Origin of the sequence: Streptomyces sp. NA02950, assembly GCF_013364155.1 — a bacterium.
GTDB lineage: Bacteria > Actinomycetota > Actinomycetes > Streptomycetales > Streptomycetaceae > Streptomyces.
The window spans coordinates 4,554,503-4,570,909 of sequence record NZ_CP054916.1 but is presented as its reverse complement, the minus strand read 5'-3'; the positions used below and the strand labels follow the sequence as shown (position 1 = coordinate 4,570,909).

Below are 16,407 nucleotides of genomic sequence, written 5' to 3'. Positions count from 1 at the left end.
CCGGATGCGTGGCCCGCATGTCCGGTGGTGTGAGAGGAGGGACGGGCGACCCGTCCCTCCTACTCGATTCGTCCCTGCCGCGTTGTTGTGTGGCCGGACCGGCTCAGGCGGTGAAGCGGGAGGCGAGCGCCTTGGCCTTGGTGGCCGCGGCCTCGTGGGCCTGCGCCTTCGAGGCGTCCGCCAGCTCGACCAGGTCGGCCATGGCCGGATTGGTGCGGGCCAACGTGAGCTCCGGCACAACGAACTCGACGTCGAGGCCGAGCGCACCGTTCAGCGCCTTGTCCAGGTAGGTCGTGACGAATTCGAAGCTCTCCCGCGGGGTGCCGGGGCCGTAGCCGCCGCCACGGCTGGCGACGACGACCGTTGGGGTGCCCGAGGTGGTGGTCTGCTCCGCGCCCGAGGTGCGGCCCATGATGATCACGTGGTCCAGCCATGCCTTGAGCGTGGAGGGGATCGTGAAGTTGTACATGGGGGCGCCGATCAGGACCGCGTCGGCCCGCTCCAGCTCACTGGCCAGGGTCTCGCGCAGGGCGAAGGCGCCGTGCTGCTCAGGGGTGCGGTCATCGGCGGGCACGAACGCGGCGTGAGCGGCGGCGCCGTCGAGGTGGGGCAGCGGCTCGGCGGCCAGATCGCGGTAGATCACCGTGCCGTTCGGATGCTGGGCCTCCCATTCCTTGCGGAAGGTGGCGGTGACGGCGCGGGAAGCGGAGGCGTCGCCGGGGAAGACGGACGAGTCGATGTGCAGAAGCGTGGGCATGGGGTGTCTCCGTGTCATGGGGGCGGTGGGATACCGCTCATTTCTACGTAACTACTGATAGCACACTAGCTTACTTTTTCGCAGTCCCCAACGAGAGCGCAGTACGCTGTATTCCATGGCGGACGGCGTGGGGTACGAGCAGCACAGCGAGCAGACGTGCAAGCAGGTCGATTCCTCGATGACCCGGGTCTTCGAGCTGTTCGGCAAGCGATGGACCGGGCTGATCGTCGCGGTGCTGACCGAGCAGGGGGCGTACTTCGCCGAGCTGCGGAGGGCGATCCCCGGGATCAGCGAGCGGATGCTGTCGGACCGGCTCACCGAACTGGCCGCCGCGGGGCTGGTGGTGCGGGAGGTCGACGCGGGACCGCCGCTGCGGGTGGCCTACCGGCTGACGGACGCGGGCCGGGCGCTGGAGCCCGCGCTGAAGGAGCTGTCGCGGTGGGCGGAGGACCATCTGCCCGAGGGCGGTGGCTGTCCCGAGCAGTTCCGGCGCTGAGAGTTCTGGCGTTGTGCCCCGGTTGAGCGTGTGAGCTGGGGGTTCGTCGGCTCCGAGAAGGTTTTCCACAGGCTCTGACGGGCCGGGACGGCAGGCGGTACGGTCTGGGCAGTCGATGTCGTCCGGTCACCGGAGTCGGTCGCCTCGGTCCCTTCGAATGTCGGGGTGGGTCGGACGCCGCCGTTGGGTGGCCGACGACGAGGGGAAGCGGGGGCGCCATGACGGGTGATGAGAGCACCGGGAGCAGCACAGGCACCGGAAGCGGCGGAGGCGGCAGAGGCACGGTCGGTGCGGAGGGCGGCGCCGGGGACGGCGGCGGTGCGCGGGCGGGCGGAGCGGTCCGCCGACTGCCGCCGGTGCCGGGCTTCGCCGCCTGGCGCGGGGACGGGCCGTCGTCCAAGCATGAGGGAAAGGCGCTGCGGAAGCGGGTGCCGCGCTCGGCGCACGCCGAGGCGCCGCCCATCGTCGGCCGGCCGGACGCGGTGACGGCGGTCGAGCGGTCCAGCGCCGGACGGCTGCCGGAGCTGACCCCGATACGGGTGGGGCGGATGGCCGCCACCCCCTTCTCCTTTCTCCGTGGCTCGGCCGGGCTGATGGCGCACGATCTCGCGGCCACACCGGTGACGGGCATAGGCGCCCAGCTGTGCGGGGACGCCCACGCCGCGAACTTCGGGCTCTACGGAGACGCCCGCGGCGGCCTGATCATCGATCTCAACGACTTCGACGAGACCGTGCACGGCCCGTGGGAGTGGGATGTGAAGCGGCTCGCGACCTCACTGGTCCTGGCCGGGCGGGAGGCCGGAGCCGACGAGGACGTCTGCCGGGCCGCGGCGCATGACGCGGTGGGGGCCTATCGCCGCACGGTGCGGCTGCTGGCCAAGCTGCCCGCGGCGGACGCGTGGAACGCGATCGCGGACGAGGAGCTGGTCTCGCACACGGACGCCAAGGATCTGGCGGGGACGCTGGAGCGGGTGGCCGAGAAGGCCCGGCGGAACACCAGCGCGCGCTACGCCGCCCGGGCCACGGAAGCCGTGCCGAGGGAGAAGGGCGCGTCGGGCAGGACCGGGGCCCGCCGCTTCGTGGACGCCCCGCCGGTGCTGCGGCGGGTGCCGGACGACGAGGCAGCGGCGGTGGCGTCGGCGCTCGGCGAGTATCTGGAGACGCTGCCCGAGGACCGGCTGCCGCTGCTCGCCCGGTACGAGGTGCACGACGTGGCGTTCCGCGTCGTCGGGACGGGCAGCGTGGGCACGCGGTCGTATGTGGTGCTGCTGCTCGACCACCGGGGCGAGCCGCTGGTGCTGCAGGTGAAGGAGGCCCGTCCGTCCGTGCTGCTGCCGCATGTGAGGGCGGCCGGGTTCGCGGTACCCGAGGCCGGGCACGAGGGGCGGCGTGTGGTCCTCGGCCAGAAGCGGATGCAGGTGGTGAGCGACATCCTGCTGGGCTGGACCACGGTGCGGGGGCGGCCGTACCAGGTGCGGCAGTTCCGGAACCGCAAGGGGAGTGTGGACCCGGCGGCGCTGGCCGCCGACCAGATGGACGACTACGGGCGGATGACCGGGGCGCTGCTGGCGCGGGCGCACACTCACAGCGCCGACCCGAGGCTGCTGGCCGGTTACTGCGGCAAGGGCGAGGAGCTGGACGAGGCGGTTGCCGCCTTCGCGGTGGCGTACGCGGACCGCACCGAGGCCGACCACGCGGAGCTGGTCGCGGCGGTGCGCTCCGGGCGGGTCGCGGCCGAGCTGGGGGTGTGAGGTTCGGGCGGGGCCGGGTGCCGGACGTAGGCTGAGCGGGTGACGAACCCGGAAGCGCAGCAGCAGGCACAGCAGTCGGTGTCCGAAGCCGAGCCCCAGGCTGAATCGCAGGACCGGTCCGAGGAGGCCCGGTCGGCCGAAGAGGCGCAGGCCACCGAGCGCCTCGAGCGGGCGGTGCGGGCGGCCGAGCAGGCGCTGATCGAGTTCGAGATCGCGGTGGAGACCTTCCGGGTGGAGGTGGAGAACTTCTCCCGGCTGCACCACCAGCGGCTCGGGCCGATGTACTCGCGCCTCGACGAACTGGACGCACTGATCGCGGAGGCGGTCGCGCAGCGCACCGGCGACCCCGAGGATCTGCGCAGGGCGCGGGAGGCGCGGGGGCTGGTGCAGCCGATGCCGGGCGTGGAGGAGCTGTTCCACGGGTGGCTCGACTCCGAGGGCCTCTCGCCGGAGGCGACCGCGATGCTGACCGAGAAGCCGGTGCAGCCGCCGCCGCGGGTGCGGCCGAGCGAGGAGGCCCGCCGGATCTACCGGGAGCTGGCCCGCAAGGCCCATCCGGACCTGGCCGAGGAGGAGGCCGAGCGGGAGCGGCGCGGGGCGTTCATCGTGCGGGTCAACGCCGCCTATGCGGCCGGGGACGTGGAGACCCTGCGGGCGCTGGCCGAGGAGTGGGCGGCCGGACCTCCGCCGCCGGAGCGGCGGGCGAGCCGCAGCGAGGAGCTCTACGCCCGGCTGGAGTGGCTGGCCGAGCGCAAGGAGATGCTGGCCGCCGTCGCCGCCGAGCTGGAGTCCAGCGCGATCGGCGCGATGATCAAGATGGCGCCGGAGGATCCGGACGGGCTGCTGGACGAGATCGCCGAGCAGCTGCTCACCCAGGTCTCCGAGAAGGAGGCTCGGCTGGCGGAGCTGGCGCGGTAGTAGGTTTTCCGTCGGCTGATGATGCCGCGATGTTGTGTGAGAGGTGTGTGTGATGCATTTTGCCCAGCTTCCCCAGGTGGAGGCCGCGGCCGTACCCGCCGACGGCTTTCTGCTGGACGTCCGGGAGGACGACGAATGGGCGGCCGGGCACGTCGAGGGCGCGCTGCACATTCCCATGGGCGGGCTCGTCGCCCGGTTCGGTGAACTGATCGAGGCGGTGGGCGACGGTCGGCGGGTGCATGTGATGTGCCGGGTCGGCGGCCGCTCCGCGCAGGTGACGCAGTATCTGGTGGCGCAGGGCCTGGACGCGGTGAATGTGGACGGCGGCATGCTCGCCTGGCACGCGGCGGGCCGCCCCATGGTCTCCGGCCAGGACAACACCCCCGACGGCGCGTTCGTTCTGTAACCGGCGACAGGACCCCGCTGACCCGGCCCGCGCTCGGCACCCGCCCCGCTGGAGTTCGTTGTGTGGCGCGGCCCGTCTGCCCCGGCGGGCCGCATCACACGTTCGCTCGCGGGCTCCGGCCCGCCGGGGCCCGGCCCCTGGGAGCCGGGCGGGCCTTTTCAGGCGACGGGGTGGGTGGCGAGGAGGGTGCCGAGGGCTTCCTCGTGGGCGGCGGCCGGGCCGAGCGACAGCTCCAGCTGCTTGGCCCAGGCGTGATAGCGGTGCAGCGGATAGTCGGTGACCGCGCCGAAGCCGCCGTGCAGATGCTGCGCGGTCTGCACCACGCGCCGTACCCCCTCGGCGGCCCACATCTTGGCGACGGCCACATCCCCGGCGACCGGAAGGGCACCGACCGCCGTCGGCCGTTCCTCCTCCATGCCGAGCCGCCAGGCGGCCTGCCAGAGCGTGGCCTCCATCGCCCGCAGATCGATATAGCGGTCGGCGGCCTGGACGGCGACCGTTTGGAAGGTGGCGAGCGGATACCCGAACTGTTCGCGCCCGCTGACATAGGAGCTGGTCATCTCCAGCACCGCCGAGCCGAGGCCCAGCGCGAGGGCACAGGTGCCGGTGGTGAGGAGGTGCCGCAGCCACTCCCAGGCGCCGTCCGCGGTCAGTACCTCGGCGGCGGACAGCCGCACACCGCCGAGGCGGATCTCGGCCTGCCGCTCACCGCTGGTGGATACCTGCTCGTCGAGGACAACACCGCTCTGGCGGCGGGGGACCAGTGCGAGGACGGTACGGCCCGCGCCGGTGTGGGCGGGGACCAGCACCCGGTCGGCGCCGTGGGCCCAGGGGACGCCGGTCTGGACGCCGTCCAGCACCCACACGTCGCCGTCCCGGTGGCCCTGGACGGCGAGTTCGGCCGGGTCATGGCCGGTGCGGCCGTTCGGCGCGACGGTGAGTACCAGCTCCCCGCGCACCACCCGGGGCAGCACATCGGCGCACAACTCGGCGCAGCCATACCTCTGCACAGCCAGGGCCGCCGCACCCGACTCCAGCAGCGGCACCCGGGCCAGCACCCGGGCGGACTCCCGCAGCACCAGGCATAGGGCGATGAGGTCCAGCCCCGAACCGCCGTGGCGCGGGTCCAGCGTCAGGCCGAGCAGATCGCCTTCGGCGAGCCGCTGCCACAGCACACGGTCGAAGTCCTCGGCCACGGCCCCGCGGATCAGTGCGGGGCTGGGCACGCTGTCCGGTTCGACGGAGGTGAAGACGGCCTTCGCCGCCTCGACGGCCGCCTGCTGCTCCTCGGTGAAGGTGAAGTCCACTGTTCGTCCTCCCGCGCCGCGGCTCTGTCCGACGGCCGGTCAAGATAGAACAGGTTCTACACGAAGGGAACGGTCACCACCGCGCTTCAGCGGTCGAAGTCCAACTCCACCCGCTCACCGACCGGATGGGACTGACAGGCCAGCACATAGCCCGCCTCCACCTCGTCCGGCTCCAGCGCGAAATTCCGGTCCATCCGCACCTCACCGGAGACCAGGAACGCCCGGCAGGTGCCGCACACCCCGCCCTTGCAGGCATACGGTGCGTCAGCGCGGTTGCGCAGCACGGTTTCCAGCAGCGCTTCCCCGTCCTGCACCGGCCAGGTGCCCGAGCGGCCGTCCAGCGTCGCCGTCACCGAACTGTGCGACGCGGTACCGACCGGACCCGGCACGGCCGAGCCCGTCTCCCCTGCGGTGTCGACATGGAAGATCTCCTGATGGACCCGGCCGCGGGCCACCCCGAGGCCGCGCAGCGCCCGCTCGGCGGCGCTCACCAGCCCGTACGGACCGCACAGGAACCAGCCGTCCACCGACTCCACCGGCAGCAGCGCGGGCAGCAGCCCGGTCAGCCGCTCCTCGTCCAGCCGCCCGGAGACCAGCCCGGTCTGCTGCTCCTCCCGGGAGAGCGCGCAGACCAGCTGGAACCGGTCGGGCCAGCGGTCCTTGAGGTCGGCGACCTCCTCCAGGAACATCGTCGACGCGGCGGTGCGGTCGCTGCGGATCAGACAGAAACGGGCCCCGGGCTGCCGCTCCAGCAGCGTCGCGACGATGGATAGCACCGGGGTGATACCGCTGCCGCCGACGACCGCGGCGAAGTGGCCCGGCCGGGGAGCCAGCACAAACCGGCCCGCGGGCGCCATCACCTCCATGACCTCGCCGACCGCCAGCTCCTTGAGGGCGTAGGTCGAGAACTCGCCGCCCTCGACCAGCCGCACCCCTACCCGCAGCAACTCCGGACCCGCCGCGTCCGGGGCCGGGGTGCAGATCGAGTACGTCCGTCGGATCTCGGCGCCGTTCACGAACCGCCGCACCGCGATGTGCTGTCCGGGGACGAAGCGGAAGGTGTCCCTCAGCGCGGGCGGCACCCGCAGGGTGACGGCCACCGCGTCATCGGTGAGCCGCTCGACCGCCACCACTCGCAGCGGATGGAACGCGCCATGGTGTGTGGTGGCCTCGACCACCGCTTCCGCGGCCATCACAACTCCTTGAAGTGGTCGAACGGTTCACGGCATGTCTCGCAACGGCGCAGCGCCTTGCACGCGGTGGAGGAGAAGCGGCTGAGCAGCTTGGTCTCGGTGGAGCCGCAGTGCGGGCAGCGCACCGCCAGGTCGACGGTGACCGGCCCACCCGCCTCCGCCCGCCGCGGTGAGGGCGGCGCTATCCCGGCCTCGGCCAGTTTGCGGCGGCCCTCGGGGCTGATCGCGTCCGTGGACCAGGGCGGGGAGAGCACCGTACGGACGGCCACCTCGGGGATCCCCCGGTCATGCAGCACCCGCTCGATATCGGCGCTCATCGACTCCAGCGCCGGGCAGCCGGTGTAGGTGGGGGTCAGCTCGACCTCGACCCGGCCCGGCGCCAGTACCCGCAGCCCGCGCACCACACCCAGCTCCGCCAGGGAGACCATCGGCAGCTCGGGATCCGGCACGGATCCCGCCAGCTGCCGCAGCTCCTCCTCGAGCGCGGTGGTGCCGGACGCGTGGGCTGCCGGGGTCACCATGTCGCCCCCGGGTGGCTGCGGTGCAGATGCTGCATCTCCGCGAGCATCCGGCCGAACGATTCGGTGTGGACGCCCTGCCGTCCGGCGCCCGCCGCCCACGCACCCCGCCGCGGCCCCTCGGGCACGGCCAGGGTGGCGCGGTCCAGGACCGAGGTGAGCCGGGTCAGCCAGTCGGTGTGCAGGGTGTCCCACTCCACCTCGCACCCCTCCACCGGCTCGAACAGCTCGCCGGTGAAGCGCCACAGGGCATCCAGCGCCACCCGCATCCGCTCATGGCTTTCGGCGGTGCCGTCGCCGAGCCGCAGCGTCCAGTGCTCGGCATGGTCGCGGTGGTAGGCGACCTCCTTGACCGCCTTGGCGGCGAGCGGGGCGAAGGGGCCGCCGCCCCGCGCCAGCCGCTCGTACAGCAGCTCCTGATAGGTGGAGAAGTAGAGCTGGCGGGCGATGGTGTGGGCGAAATCCCCATTGGGCTGCTCGACGAGCTGCGCATTGCGGAACGCCCGCTCCTCGCGCAGATAGGCGAGCTCGTCCTCGTCCCCGGCCAGGGAGAGCAGGACCCGGGCCTGACCGAGCAGGTCGAGGGCGATATTGGCGAGCGCCACCTCCTCCTCCAGCACGGGGGCGTGGCCCGCCCACTCCCCCAGCCGGTGGGAGAGCACCAGTGCGTCATCGCCCAGGGCGAGGGCCGCGGTCACAGGTGCCGCACCCCTTCCGGGATCTCGTAGAAGGTGGGGTGGCGGTAGGGCTTGTCGGCGGACGGCTCGAAGAACGGGTCCTTCTCGTCCGGCGACGACGCGGTGACCGCGGTGGAGGGCACCACCCAGATCGACACCCCTTCCGAGCGGCGGGTGTACAGATCGCGGGCATTGCGCAGGGCCATCTCGGCGTCCGGCGCGTGCAGACTTCCGGCGTGGGTGTGGGAGAGTCCGCGCCTGCTGCGGACGAACACCTCCCACAGCGGCCACGCACCGCTCTGGCCACCACTCATGCCTGTTCCTCCCCGTGCTTGGCCGCGTACGCGGCGGCTGCCTCGCGCACCCAGGCGCCTTCCTCATGGGCCCGGCGCCGCTGGGAGATCCGCTGGGTGTTGCACGGGCCGTTGCCCCGCAGAACCTCATGGAACTCGGTCCAGTCGATCGCTCCGAAGTCGTGGTGGCCCCGCTCCTCGTTCCACCGGAGATCGGGGTCGGGGAGGGTCAGGCCGAGCGACTCGGCCTGGGGGACGCAGATGTCGACGAAGCGCTGGCGCAGCTCGTCGTTGGAGTGGCGCTTGATCTTCCAGGCCATCGACTGGGCGGAGTGGGCCGAGGCGTCGTCCGGGGGGCCGAACATCATCAGCGACGGCCACCACCAGCGGTCCACCGCGTCCTGCGCCATGGCGTGCTGTGCCTCGGTGCCCTTGCTCAGGGCGAGCAGCAGCTCGTACCCCTGGCGCTGGTGGAAGGACTCCTCCTTGCAGATCCTGACCATGGCCCGGGCATAGGGGCCGTAGGAGCAGCGGCACAGCGGGACCTGGTTGGTGATCGCGGCGCCGTCCACCAGCCAGCCGATGGCGCCGACATCGGCCCAGGTCAGCGTGGGGTAGTTAAAGATCGAGGAGTACTTCTGGCGGCCGGCGTGCAGCTTGTCGAGAAGCTCGTCCCGGCTGGTGCCCAGGGTCTCCGCCGCGCTGTAGAGATACAGGCCGTGGCCCGCCTCGTCCTGGACCTTGGCCATCAGGATCGCCTTGCGCCGCAGCGAGGGGGCGCGGGTGATCCAGTTGGCCTCCGGCTGCATGCCGATGATCTCGGAGTGGGCGTGCTGTGCCATCTGCCGGACCAGCGACGCCCGGTAGTCGTCGGGCATCCAGTCGCGCGGCTCGATGCGCTCGTCAGCGGCCAGAGCGGCGTCGAACACCGCCTCGTACGCCCCGGCGTCCGCCGCCATCGTCGTCATGCGAAGCCCCTTCGCCATCCGTCCCCGCCGACCGGCGAGCCGACCGACCGATCGTTCGGTTCAATGGTGTGCCGCGGGAACGTAGGGTGTCAAGCCTGTGGATAACGCCGAGGGCCCTGTGCCAGGGGTTCCGCATGGGTACCGTTCCGGGGCGTAGGGGCCGCGGAGCGCGCGGCCGGACGGACGGGCGGGCGGGCGGGCGGGAGCACCGGACACCATCGGGAGCGGGGCGGTATGGCGGACTCGGAGACGGACGACGAGACGGCGGGACGGCTCGCCGCGCTCTCCCTCCCCGCTCAGCTGGTCGTCGCGGTGGCCACCGCGGTCGCGGCCGTCGCGGCCGTCATCCACCTTGGGATGGCGTTTCTGAACGTCTCGCCGCCCAATACGCTCAGCAAGCAGCATGGTGCGGCCATCGACGACTACATCTATCCGGAGTTCGAGCGGAACTGGAAGCTGTTCGCCCCCAACCCGCTCCAGCAGAACATCGCCGTTCAGGCCCGCGCCGAAATCCGCACGGCCGACGGTGGCACCGCGACCACCGGGTGGAGAAACCTCTCAGCAGAGGACGGCGCGGCCATCCGCCACAATCCGCTGCCCAGCCACACCCAGCAGAACGAGCTGCGGAGGGCGTGGGAGTTCTATGTCTCCTCACATGACGAGCAGGACCGGTCGATCGGGGCTCGCGGCCCGCTCTTCGAGCAGTACATGCGCCGGATCGTGATGCTCCGCTTCGGCCGGGAGGAGGGCGGCGGCACCGTCGAGCGGGTGCAGGTGCGATCCGCGACCACACCCCTGGCCGCACCGCCGTGGAGCGACGAGAAGATCGACACCAAGGTGTTCTACCGCGTACTGCCGTGGTGGACGGTGACCGGCGACGACCTTCCGGAGGCGAAGAACCGGTGACCGGGCCCGCTGCCCCCTCGCACTCCCCCGAACCCGACCCCGAGCGCGACCCCGCGTCCGGCTCCGGATCCGAGTCCGCCCACGCAACCGAGCCCGCCGACGGAACCGAGTTCGGCCCCGGCGCCGTACCCCCGCCCCCGCCGCCGCGGCAGTCCGCCCGCCCCGGCGCCCGCGCCCCGCTGGCAGCCCGGCTCCATTCCGCCGTGGCCCGCGGTCACGCCCGCGTCAGCGGCTCCGCGCTCGGCCCGTGCCAGACCGCGATCGTCCGGATCGGCTTCTCCTTCACCTGGCTGCTCTTCCTGCTGCGCGAATGGCCCCACCGCCGGGAGCTGTACGGACCCGACGGCCCCATGAACTGGGACATGGCCAACCGGCTGCTGGACACCAACCGTGCCTTCAGCGCGCTGATATGGACCGACAGCACCGTCTGGTTCGAGACCGTCTACACCCTCGGCATCGTCTCGAGCGTGCTGCTGCTGCTCGGCTGGCGCACCCGCACCATGTCCATGCTGTTCATGCTCGGAGTCCTGTCGCTCCAGAACCGCAGCATCTTCATCGGGGACGGCGGCGACAACCTCGTCCATCTGATGGCGACCTATCTGGCACTGACCCGGTGCGGGCAGGTGTGGTCGCTGGACGCCCGCCGGGCGGCGCGGCAGAAGGCTCTCTCCCAGCCCTCTCAAGCCCCCCAGCCCTCTCAGCCCTCCCGCGATACGACGGGCATCGTGCTCTGGGCCGTCCTGGGGCTGGTGCTGCTCTGGGCCCAGCTGTTCACCGACGCCCGGCTCTCCCTGATGGCCGACGGGCCGCTGCCCGGGGTCGGCTGGGCCACGGTTCTGTGGGGGCTGTGGCTCGTCCAGGCCGGCTGGTGGCTGGTGCGGCGCTACGCACCGGGGGAGCCGCGCACCATCATGGATGTGCTCGCCAATCTGGCGCACAACGGCACCCTGTTGGTGATCATGGGCGAGGTGTGTCTGCTCTACGCCTCGGCCGGCTGGTACAAGATCCAGGGCTCGCGCTGGCAGGACGGCACCGCCCTCTACTACCCGCTGCATTTGGACTACTTCTCGCCCTGGCCCGGCCTCGCCGACTTCATGGCGTCCAACGGCACGCTGGTGATGGTGCTGACCTACGGCACGGTCATCGTGCAGGTCGCCTTCCCGTTCACCCTGCTCAACCGGCGGGCCAAGAATGTGATGCTCGTCCTGCTGATGATGGAGCACCTCGGCATAGCGATCATGCTGGGGCTGCCCTTCTTCTCACTCGCCGCGATCGCCGCCGACGCGGTGTTCCTGCCGACGGCCTTTCTGCTCTGGGGCGGCGCGAGGGCGGCCCGGGTCCGGGACCGCGTGGTGACCCGGGTCCGGCGGTTGCGCGGGCCACGGGCTCCGGAGCGCGATGAGGAGCCCCGGGCCCGTACGCTCATCGGGTGAGCAGCGAAATCCACCCCGGCGACATCCGCCCCCAGGAGCCGGTCCAGCCCCAGGAACCGGTCCAGTACGACGAGGGCTTCACCCCCGAGGTCGGCGTCGGCCCGCACCCCCGCCCCTGGCCGGCCGGGGACCGCTACGACCCGGAGCTGCTCGAGCACGGTGACCGCCGCAATGTCGAGGTCACGAGGGTCATACGGCAGTGGCGAGAGGCTATGCCGGATGCGGTGCTGGTGGACGGATTCCATGCGTTGAAGCACGCGCTTCGCTTCGGGGCAGATGTCCGTGTCGCGATCTCCAGTGACAAGGGCTCCGCCTTGGCACTGGCAGATGAACTGGCCGATGACCTTACGGTCCGGATCAGCGATCTCGTGACCGAGGTACCAGCGCAGATCTTCCGAGATCTCGTTCCCAGGGTGCACCCCACGCAGGTCGCTGCCCTGGCTGTCAGGCCCAGGCGCCGCGCGAACCTGGACCACCTGTCGAGGCTTCCGCGGTCGGCGCCGGTCGTCGTCCTGGACAACCCGCGCAACCTGGGGAATGTCGGCGCTGTGGTCCGTCTTGCCGCCGGTTTCGGGGCTACAGGGGTGGTCACTACGGGTGACATGGACCCATGGCACCCCAGCGTGGTCCGGGCGGGTGCGGGTCTTCACTACGCGACCGCAGTGGAACGGCTTCCCCTCGAAGACCTGCCGCCAGGCCCCCTGTATGCGCTTGACCCGGAGGGTGAGGACATCAGGTCCGTAGTGCTCCCGGATGACGCGCTGCTGGCGTTCGGCTCTGAGCGACACGGGATCTCGCCGGAGGTCCGAGAGCGGGCGACCAAGCTGGTGGCACTCCCCATGCGCCCCCAGGTGTCCAGCTACAACCTCGCCACGAGCGTGGCCATGGCTCTTTTCCATTGGGGAGGTCCGCCGCCCCCGGCCCAGAGCGGTCAGGACGACGCCCCATCCTCCAGAACCGTTATGTAGCCGATACTTCAACTTCGGGAGCGTGGTGCGCACGGCCAACGCGTTCCTGGCGAAGGAGATCCATATTGTGGGGCGGCGCCGCTGGAACCGGCGCGGGGCCATGGTCACCGACCGCTATCAGCATGTCCGCCACCACCCGGACACCGCCGGTCTCACCGCCTGGGCGGCCGCCGAGGGGCTGCCGGTGACCGGGATCGACAACCTCCCCGGGGCGGTGCCGCTGGAGACCACCGAACTGCCGCGCCGCTGTGTGCTGCTCTTCGGACAGGAGGGGCCGGGGCTGACGGAGCAGGCCCGCCGTCACGCGGCCATGGTGTGCTCGATCGCGCAGTTCGGCTCCACCCGCTCGATCAACGCGGGTGCGGCGGCGGCCATCGCGATGCACAGCTGGGTGCGGGTCCACGCGGCGGCCGGCTGAGCCGCCGCGCGGACCCGCCCGGCGCTACGCCTGGCGCCGCACCTCGATCATCCGGAAGCGGCTCGCCACAAAGGCGCCGTCGCACAGCGCGGCATTGGCCGACGGATTGCCGCCGGAGCCGTGGAAGTCGGAGAAGGCCGCGGTCTGGTTCACATAGACCCCGCCGGTCAGATTCAGCGACAGCTGGGCGCACTCCTCCAGACACGCCTCCTCGACCAGCCGCTCCACCTCCGGTGAGGTGGTGTACGCGCCGACGGTCATCGCGCCCTTGTCCCGGGTGGTCCGCCGCAGCAGGGCGACCGCGTCCTCCGCGGAGTCGACCGCGACGGCGAAGGACACCGGGCCGAAGCATTCGGCCAGATAGGGCGCGTCCGCGTCCGCCGCCTCCCAGAACTTCCGCGCCCCGTCCGCCTTCACCATCAGCGGCGTACGGACCGTGGCGTCCGGGAACTCGGGGTGGGTCACCGCGCGCGAGGCCAGCGCGACACCGCCGAGACCCGGCGCGGCCTCCAGCCGCTCCTGCACCCGGGGACCCACGATCGCGCCGAGCAGCGCGCTCGCGCGGGCGTCGTCGCCCAGCAGCCCCTCGACCGCCGCCCCGAGGTCGGCCACCACCTCGTCGTACGACTTGGGCCCGGCGTCGGTGGTGATGCCGTCCCGGGGGATGAGCAGATTCTGCGGGGTGGTGCACATCTGGCCGCTGTAGAGGGACAGCGAGAACGCCAGATTGGCCAGCATGCCCTGGTAGTCGTCGGTGGAGTGGAGGACGACCGTGTTGACCCCGGCCTTCTCGGTGAAGACCTGGGCCTGGCGGGCGTGGGTCTCCAGCCAGTCGCCGAAGGCGGTGGAGCCCGTGTAGTCGATCACACGGATCTCGGGCCGCACCGCGAGGACCTTGGCGATGCCCTCGTCCGGCCGCTCCGCGGCCAGCGCCACCAGATTGGGGTCGAAGCCCGCCTCGCGCAGCACCTCACGCGCTGTCCGGACGGTCAGCGCCAGCGGCAGCACGGCCTGCGGATGGGGCTTGACCAGCACCGGATTGCCGGTGGCCAGCGAGGCGAACAGCCCGGGGTAGCCGTTCCAGGTGGGGAAGGTGTTGCAGCCGATCAGCAGCGCGATACCGCGCGGGACGGCGGTGAACGTCTTGTTCAGCCGCAGCGGGTCACGCTTGCCCTGCGGCTTGGACCACTCCACCGCCTCCGGGGTGCGCACCTGCTCGGCGAAGGCATAGGCCACCGCCTCCAGGCCGCGGTCCTGGGCGTGGGGGCCGCCCGCCTGGAACGCCATCATGTACGCCTGGCCACTGGTGTGCATCACGGCCTGGGCGAACTCATGGGAGCGGGCGCTGATCCGGGCCAGGATCTCCAGGCAGACCATGGCGCGCGCCTCCGGACCGGCGTCCCGCCAGGCGGGCATCGCCGCCTTCATCGCCGGGAGGAGCACATCGATATCCGGGTGCGGATACTCCATGCCCATCTCCGCGCCGTAGGGCGAGACCTCGGAGCCCGTCCAGCCGTCGGTGCCCGGCTGGTCCAGGTCGAAGCGGGTGCCGCGCAGCGCTTCGAACGCGGCCAGGCCCTCGGGGATGCCCAGGCTCGGGCGGCCCGTTTTGCCGTCCGGGCCGTAAGCCTTGGGGTGCTCGGGGTGCGGGGACCAGTACGCGCGGGTACGGATCGCCTCCAGTGCCTGGTCGAGGGTGGGGCGGTGCATCTCGGTCAACTGCGCTGTGGTGAGTCCGGTGGTCACGACTGACCAACTCCTCGTCGAGCTGGGATTGAGCTGGGCTGGAATGGTCGACAGAGTTAGATTAACCGAACGATCGGTCGGGACAAGAGGGCCTGGCGAACCTGTGGATAACTTCGTCCGAGAGGATCAGCGGCATGACTGCGATCGACCGGGGACCGGCGTACACCAGCACCGTTGCCGTCATCGGCACCGGCACCATGGGCCAGGGAATCGCCCAGGTGGCGTTGGTGGCCGGACATCCCGTACGGCTCTACGACGCCGCGCCCGGGCGCGCCTGCCAGGCGGTGGAGGCCATCGCCGCCCGGCTCGGGCGGCTGGTCGACAAGGGCCGCCTCCCCGCGGCCGACCGCGACGCGGCCCTCGGCCGCCTCACGCCAGTCGCCGCGATCGAGGACCTGGCCGACGCGGATCTGGCCATCGAGGCGATCCTCGAGGAACTGGGCGCCAAACAGCAGCTGTTCACCGCCCTGGAGTCCGTCGTCTCCGACCGCTGTCTGCTGGCCACCAACACCTCCTCGCTCTCCGTCACGGCCGTCGCGGGCGCCCTGCGTCTGCCCGGCCGCCTCGTCGGCCTGCACTTCTTCAACCCCGCCCCGCTGCTGCCGCTGGTCGAGGTCGTCCGCGGCGCCGCCACGGACGAGGACGCCGCCGACCGCGCGTACGACACCGTCGCCGCCTGGGGGAAGACCCCGGTGCGCTGCTCCGACACCCCGGGCTTCATCGTCAACCGGCTCGCCCGCCCCTTCTACGCCGAGGCCTTCCGGGTCCTTGAGGAGCGCGCCGCCGAACCCGCCACCATCGACGCCGTACTGCGCGAGTCCGGCGGCTTCCGGATGGGTCCCTTCGAGCTGACCGATCTGATCGGCCAGGACGTCAACGAGGCCGTCACCCGCTCGGTCTGGGAAGCCTTCTTCCACGATCCGAAATTCACCCCCTCCCTCGCGCAGCGGCAGCTCGTCGATTCCGGGCGCCACGGGCGCAAGTCCGGCCACGGCTGGTTCGACCACACCGAGGGCGCCCAGCGCCCCGCCCCGCACACCGCCGAACCCTGCGAGGCCCCTGAGAAGGTCGTCCTGCACGGGGATCTGGGGCCCGCCGCCGCGCTCGTCGAGCTCATCGAGGAGGCCGGGATCACCGTTGCCCGCGAGCCCACCGGGGGCCATCTCGCGCTGCCCGACGGCACCCGCCTGTCGCTGACCGACGGCTCACCCGCCACCACCGACCCCTCCGCCGTCACCATCCGCTTCGACCTCGCCCTGGACTACCGCACCGCCGGGCGGATCGCCCTCGCCCCGTCCGAGGCCGCCTCCCCGGAGTCCGTGCGGACCGCGATCGGGCTGTTCCAGGCACTCGGCAAGGAGGTGAGCGTCACCCGGGACGTCCCCGGCATGATCGTGGCCCGCACCGTCGCGATGCTCGTGGACTTCGCCCTGGACGCCGCCGCCCGCGAGGTGGCGAGCCCGGAGGACATCGACACCGCCATGCGGTCCGGCGTCAACTACCCGCGCGGCCCGGTCCAGTGGGGAGATGACCTCGGCGCCCGCTGGGTGCGCGACACCCTGCGCAACCTCCACGACTCCTGCCCCACCGGCCGCTACGCGCCCTCCCAGGCGCTGGTCCGGCGTGCCGCCGTCCAGGAAAAACTGCTCTAA

The 16,407-nt window shown here is 71.7% G+C and carries 16 protein-coding genes and 1 pseudogene; 9 read left to right on the top strand and 8 right to left on the bottom strand.

The annotated features are described in order from the left end of the window. Positions 1–103 precede the first annotated feature (103 nt). Positions 104–757 carry an FMN-dependent NADH-azoreductase gene (locus tag HUT19_RS19875; protein WP_176181769.1) on the bottom strand — a complete coding sequence of 218 codons (654 nt, stop codon included), beginning with the start codon at positions 755–757 and terminating at the stop codon, positions 104–106. A 115-nt stretch (positions 758–872) separates the two neighbouring features. Between HUT19_RS19875 and HUT19_RS19870 the strand changes: the two genes are divergently transcribed. The 4 genes from HUT19_RS19870 to HUT19_RS19855 all read left to right on the top strand — a co-directional run bounded on the left by HUT19_RS19870 (position 873) and on the right by HUT19_RS19855 (position 4,328). Then, positions 873–1,253 carry a helix-turn-helix domain-containing protein gene (locus tag HUT19_RS19870; protein ID WP_176181768.1) on the top strand — a complete coding sequence of 127 codons (381 nt, stop codon included), beginning with the start codon at positions 873–875 and terminating at the stop codon, positions 1,251–1,253. Between the two features lie 218 nt (positions 1,254–1,471). Further along, entirely contained in the window at positions 1,472–3,004 is a 1,533-nt protein-coding gene (locus tag HUT19_RS19865; protein WP_176181767.1) for a DUF2252 domain-containing protein, read from the top strand. A 39-nt stretch (positions 3,005–3,043) separates the two neighbouring features. Continuing rightward, complete coding sequence (locus HUT19_RS19860; protein ID WP_254885665.1) at positions 3,044–3,922, top strand: hypothetical protein; 879 nt, start codon at positions 3,044–3,046, stop codon at positions 3,920–3,922. A 52-nt stretch (positions 3,923–3,974) separates the two neighbouring features. Further along, positions 3,975–4,328: a rhodanese-like domain-containing protein gene (locus HUT19_RS19855; protein WP_176181766.1), complete on the top strand. Its 354-nt coding sequence runs from the start codon at positions 3,975–3,977 to the stop codon at positions 4,326–4,328. Positions 4,329–4,486: 158 nt separating this feature from the next. Here HUT19_RS19855 and HUT19_RS19850 read toward each other — a convergent pair whose 3' ends face one another. The 6 genes from HUT19_RS19850 to paaA form a co-directional block, all read right to left on the bottom strand. Then, entirely contained in the window at positions 4,487–5,635 is a 1,149-nt protein-coding gene (locus tag HUT19_RS19850; protein WP_176181765.1) for an acyl-CoA dehydrogenase family protein, read from the bottom strand. A gap of 86 nt (positions 5,636–5,721) precedes the next feature. Further along, positions 5,722–6,828 carry a 2Fe-2S iron-sulfur cluster-binding protein gene (locus tag HUT19_RS19845; RefSeq protein ID WP_176181764.1) on the bottom strand — a complete coding sequence of 369 codons (1,107 nt, stop codon included), beginning with the start codon at positions 6,826–6,828 and terminating at the stop codon, positions 5,722–5,724. Then, complete coding sequence (gene paaD, locus HUT19_RS19840; protein ID WP_176181763.1) at positions 6,828–7,349, bottom strand: 1,2-phenylacetyl-CoA epoxidase subunit PaaD; 522 nt, start codon at positions 7,347–7,349, stop codon at positions 6,828–6,830. Before paaD ends, HUT19_RS19845 begins: the two co-directional genes overlap by 1 nt. Next, positions 7,343–8,044, bottom strand: coding sequence for a 1,2-phenylacetyl-CoA epoxidase subunit PaaC (gene paaC, locus HUT19_RS19835; protein WP_176181762.1), 702 nt, complete (start codon positions 8,042–8,044; stop codon positions 7,343–7,345). Before paaC ends, paaD begins: the two co-directional genes overlap by 7 nt. Then, positions 8,041–8,337: a 1,2-phenylacetyl-CoA epoxidase subunit PaaB gene (paaB, locus tag HUT19_RS19830; protein ID WP_176181761.1), complete on the bottom strand. Its 297-nt coding sequence runs from the start codon at positions 8,335–8,337 to the stop codon at positions 8,041–8,043. The genes paaC and paaB overlap by 4 nt, the downstream gene beginning before the upstream one ends. Next, complete coding sequence (paaA, locus tag HUT19_RS19825) at positions 8,334–9,284, bottom strand: 1,2-phenylacetyl-CoA epoxidase subunit PaaA (protein ID WP_176181760.1); 951 nt, start codon at positions 9,282–9,284, stop codon at positions 8,334–8,336. The genes paaB and paaA overlap by 4 nt, the downstream gene beginning before the upstream one ends. Before the next feature lie 234 nt (positions 9,285–9,518). Here paaA and HUT19_RS19820 point away from each other — a divergent pair, with 234 nt between their 5' ends. The 4 genes and pseudogenes from HUT19_RS19820 to HUT19_RS19800 form a co-directional block, all read left to right on the top strand. Then, on the top strand, positions 9,519–10,190 hold the full coding sequence (locus HUT19_RS19820) for a DUF5819 family protein (protein WP_176181759.1): 672 nt from the start codon (positions 9,519–9,521) through the stop codon (positions 10,188–10,190). A gap of 179 nt (positions 10,191–10,369) precedes the next feature. Next, on the top strand, positions 10,370–11,623 hold the full coding sequence (locus HUT19_RS19815) for an HTTM domain-containing protein (RefSeq protein ID WP_254886192.1): 1,254 nt from the start codon (positions 10,370–10,372) through the stop codon (positions 11,621–11,623). Positions 11,624–11,835: 212 nt separating this feature from the next. Then, positions 11,836–12,591 (top strand): RNA methyltransferase, encoded by a 756-nt coding sequence (locus tag HUT19_RS19805; protein ID WP_176187071.1) that lies wholly within the window; start codon positions 11,836–11,838, stop codon positions 12,589–12,591. Positions 12,592–12,598: 7 nt separating this feature from the next. Continuing rightward, positions 12,599–13,009, top strand: a pseudogene (locus tag HUT19_RS19800) (TrmH family RNA methyltransferase); the annotation flags it as partial. 24 nt (positions 13,010–13,033) lie between these two features. Here the strand turns inward: HUT19_RS19800 and paaN are convergent. Then, positions 13,034–14,755, bottom strand: coding sequence for a phenylacetic acid degradation protein PaaN (paaN, locus tag HUT19_RS19795; RefSeq protein WP_176181758.1), 1,722 nt, complete (start codon positions 14,753–14,755; stop codon positions 13,034–13,036). Between the two features lie 134 nt (positions 14,756–14,889). Between paaN and HUT19_RS19790 the strand changes: the two genes are divergently transcribed. Then, positions 14,890–16,407 carry a 3-hydroxyacyl-CoA dehydrogenase gene (locus tag HUT19_RS19790; RefSeq protein ID WP_176181757.1) on the top strand — a complete coding sequence of 506 codons (1,518 nt, stop codon included), beginning with the start codon at positions 14,890–14,892 and terminating at the stop codon, positions 16,405–16,407.

Coding starts and splice junctions, on each gene's coding strand:
- HUT19_RS19845 (WP_176181764.1), bottom strand. CDS start 6,828: ATGGCCGCGGAAGCGGTGGTCGAGGCCACCACACACCATGGCGCGTTC.
- HUT19_RS19805 (WP_176187071.1), top strand. CDS start 11,836: ATGCCGGATGCGGTGCTGGTGGACGGATTCCATGCGTTGAAGCACGCG.
- paaD (WP_176181763.1), bottom strand. CDS start 7,349: ATGGTGACCCCGGCAGCCCACGCGTCCGGCACCACCGCGCTCGAGGAG.
- HUT19_RS19875 (WP_176181769.1), bottom strand. CDS start 757: ATGCCCACGCTTCTGCACATCGACTCGTCCGTCTTCCCCGGCGACGCC.
- HUT19_RS19870 (WP_176181768.1), top strand. CDS start 873: ATGGCGGACGGCGTGGGGTACGAGCAGCACAGCGAGCAGACGTGCAAG.
- paaA (WP_176181760.1), bottom strand. CDS start 9,284: ATGACGACGATGGCGGCGGACGCCGGGGCGTACGAGGCGGTGTTCGAC.
- HUT19_RS19820 (WP_176181759.1), top strand. CDS start 9,519: ATGGCGGACTCGGAGACGGACGACGAGACGGCGGGACGGCTCGCCGCG.
- paaB (WP_176181761.1), bottom strand. CDS start 8,337: ATGAGTGGTGGCCAGAGCGGTGCGTGGCCGCTGTGGGAGGTGTTCGTC.
- HUT19_RS19855 (WP_176181766.1), top strand. CDS start 3,975: ATGCATTTTGCCCAGCTTCCCCAGGTGGAGGCCGCGGCCGTACCCGCC.
- HUT19_RS19790 (WP_176181757.1), top strand. CDS start 14,890: ATGACTGCGATCGACCGGGGACCGGCGTACACCAGCACCGTTGCCGTC.
- HUT19_RS19865 (WP_176181767.1), top strand. CDS start 1,472: ATGACGGGTGATGAGAGCACCGGGAGCAGCACAGGCACCGGAAGCGGC.